Annotated in this window: 2 protein-coding genes; one reads left to right on the top strand and one right to left on the bottom strand. The window is 71.4% G+C overall.

Annotated features, from left to right (window positions below; all coding sequences use genetic code 11):
- Nucleotides 1–124 precede the first annotated feature (124 nt).
- Nucleotides 125–1,504 carry an NAD(P)/FAD-dependent oxidoreductase gene (locus tag BZL64_RS29420; RefSeq protein ID WP_086772200.1) on the bottom strand — a complete coding sequence of 460 codons (1,380 nt, stop codon included), beginning with the start codon at nucleotides 1,502–1,504 and terminating at the stop codon, nucleotides 125–127.
- A gap of 403 nt (nucleotides 1,505–1,907) precedes the next feature.
- On the opposite strand from BZL64_RS29420, the gene BZL64_RS29415 reads away from it, so the two are divergent.
- A complete protein-coding gene (locus BZL64_RS29415; protein ID WP_086772199.1) occupies nucleotides 1,908–2,675 on the top strand; it encodes a TetR/AcrR family transcriptional regulator in 768 nt (255 codons plus the stop codon).
- The last annotated feature ends 325 nt before the right edge of the window (nucleotides 2,676–3,000 follow it).

Below are 3,000 nucleotides of genomic sequence, written 5' to 3'. Positions count from 1 at the left end.
GGCGGGTGGTGGCCCGCCGGGGGCTCGGGAGGGGCGATGAGCAGGGAGCAGTCTGGCAGGGCGGCCGCCGTCCGGGCCGACATTCTTCAGACGTGGGGGCGGCCGGTGGAGTTCCTGGATCGGGTCAGGACGACCCCTTCGGGTCGCCGGAAGACTCCTCAGAAGGCTTTCCACCGGCAGCGAGTTCGAACTCCGCGCGGGGATGTTCGAGAGATCCGAGCGAGACGATCTCCCGTTTGAAGAGTCCCGACAGCGTCCATTCCGCGAGGACGCGCGCCTTGCGGTTGAAGGTGGGGATCCGGCTGAGGTGATAGGCCCGGTGCATGAACCAGGCCGGGTAGCCCTTCAGCTTGCGCCCGTAGACGTGCGCGACGCCCTTGTGCAGTCCCAGCGACGCGACCGAGCCGACGTATTTGTGCGCGTACGTCTTCAGGGGCTCGCCGCGCAGGGAGCGGGCGATGTTGTCGCCGAGGAGCTTGGCCTGCCGTACGGCGTGCTGGGCGTTGGGGGCGGTGTCCGTGCCGGGCCGGGCGGCGGTGACGTCGGGGACGGCGGCGGCGTCTCCGGCCGCCCACGCGTGCGTGACGCCCTCGATGGTCAGCTCGGGGGTGCACTTGAGGCGCCCGCGCTCGGTGAGAGGCAGGTCGCTGGCGGCGAGCACCGGGTGGGGTTTGACGCCGGCGGTCCACACGACCGTACGGGTGGGGAAGCGGGCGCCGTCGCTGAGGACGGCGACGCGGTCCGCGCACGACTCCAGGCGGGTGCCGAGTCGGACGTCGATGTTGCGGCGGCGCAGCTCGCTGACGGTGTAGCGGCCCATGTCCTCGCCGACCTCGGGAAGGATCCGGTCGGAGGCCTCGACGAGGATCCACTTCAGGTCCTCGGGTGTGACGTTGTGGTAGTAGCGCGTGGTGTAGCGGGCCATGTCCTCCAGCTCGCCGAGCGCCTCCACGCCGGCGAAGCCGCCGCCGACGAAGACGAAGGTGAGGGCCGCGTCGCGGATCGCGTGGTCGCGGGTGGAGGAGGCGATGTCCATCTGTTCGATGACGTGGTTGCGCAGGCCGATGGCCTCTTCGACGGTCTTGAACCCGATGGCGAAGTCGGCGAGGCCCGGAATGGGCAGCGTGCGGGAGACCGAACCGGGCGCCAGGACCAGTTCGTCGTACGTCAGCTGCTGGGGACCCGTGCCCTCCTCGCCGGTGGCGAGGGTGGTCAGGGTGGCGGTGCGCTTGGCGTGGTCGACGGCGGTGACCTCGCCGACGACGATCCGGCAGTGCGGCAGGACGCGGCGCAGCGGTACGACGACGTGCCGCGGGGAGACGGCGCCCGCGGCGGCCTCTGGCAGGAACGGCTGGTACGTCATGTACGGGTCGGGTGTGACCACCGTGATCTCGGCTTCGCCCCGGCCCAGTTCCTGTTTCAGCTGCCGCTGGAGCCGCAGGGCCGTGTACATCCCGACGTAGCCACCGCCGACAACGAGAATGCGCGCACGTTCCTTCACCATCCCATGACGCACCCGGCGCCGGAGTTTGTCCACAGCCCCGACAATTTGTGTGACCGCGGGCCGGGCGGGGCGGGGGCGGCCGAAACGCCGGCGTGGACGGTAGGCGTGCAGGTCAGCGGGTATGCGCCGGGGTGCGGGAAGGGGCATTATCGGGACGTATGCGTCCCGTACTCCGATCGGGGGGCGCTCCGTGCGGAACCTGCCCCTTCTGAATTGACTCCCTCTCAACTATGTTCGTGTGGCGACGGGGTGTAGGGGGAAGCGCTCGTCGGATCCGCGAGGTGCTGCCGACGGCAGGACCTCGTCCGCGGGTCCGGGTCGGTTGTCCCCTGTTCCATGCGCCCCGTGCTTTCCATGGCGGGGAGAGTCTCCGGGGGGAGACGTCATTACCGGGGGAACATTCATGCACATTCAGGACACGCATTGGTCGTCCGCGTCCACGCTTGGACCGGGCGGCATGGTAGGCGCGGCGGCGGGCAACGGACGCGGGGACACCTCGCGGTCCACGCCACTGCGCGTGGACGCACAGCGCAATCTGGAACACGTACTGCGTGCGGCGCGCGAGGTCTTCGGCGAGCTCGGGTACGGCGCGCCGATGGAGGACGTGGCGCGGCGCGCCCGGGTCGGTGTCGGCACGGTGTACCGGCGCTTTCCCAGCAAGGACGTCCTGGTGCGACGGATAGCCGAGGAGGAGACCTCCCGGCTGACCGACCAGGCACGGACCGCGCTGGGTCAGGAGGACGAGCCGTGGTCGGCGCTGTCGCGCTTCCTGCGCACGTCGGTGGCCTCCGGTGCCGGGCGGCTGCTGCCGCCGCAGGTGCTGCGGGTCGGCGTCGCGGAGGAGGGCGCGGAGGGCTCCGCCGTCGACGAGGCGCGGGTTCCGCAGCAACGGAGCCAGCCGGGCGGCGGCGAACTGCGGCTGGTCTCCGACGAGGGCTTGCAGGCCGTCGTCGACGACACGGGGGCCGCTGCCCTGCTCGAGGTCGTGGGCCAGCTCGTCGACCGGGCACGGGCGGCGGGTGAGCTGCGGCCGGACGTCTCGGTCTCGGACGTCCTGCTGGTCATCGCCACCGCGGCACCTTCCCTGCCGGACCCGGCCCACCAGGCGGCGGCTTCGTCCCGCCTCCTGGACATCCTGCTGGACGGGCTGCGGTCTCGGCCGGCTTCTTAGCCGGGCGGGCTTGGGTCAGGGCTCCTGAGGTGGGCTCCTGAGGTCTCGAGCTCGGGTTAGCGCTCCTGGGGTGTCGGTGCTGGGCGGTCGGTCTTGAGCTGCCGGACTTGGCCGATCGTCCTGGGTTGCCGGTATCGGCCGGCTGGGTCTCGGCTGCCGGTCTCGGCCGGTGGGGTCTCGCTGATCGGACTCGGTCGGCCGGTCTCAGGTGGCCGGACTCGGCCGGTCTCAGGTGGGAGGGCGGGGCGCGGGGCGTTTCGGGGCTCCGCGTGGCAGGTCCGTCCGGTGGTGATGTCGGACGGTGGCCGCCCCCGAGCGGTGGGCT

This window comes from Streptomyces bobili, assembly GCF_002154575.1.
Taxonomy (GTDB): domain Bacteria; phylum Actinomycetota; class Actinomycetes; order Streptomycetales; family Streptomycetaceae; genus Streptomyces; species Streptomyces bobili.
The sequence above is the reverse complement of the archived record's forward strand: the minus strand, read 5'-3'. Positions and strand labels throughout refer to the sequence as shown.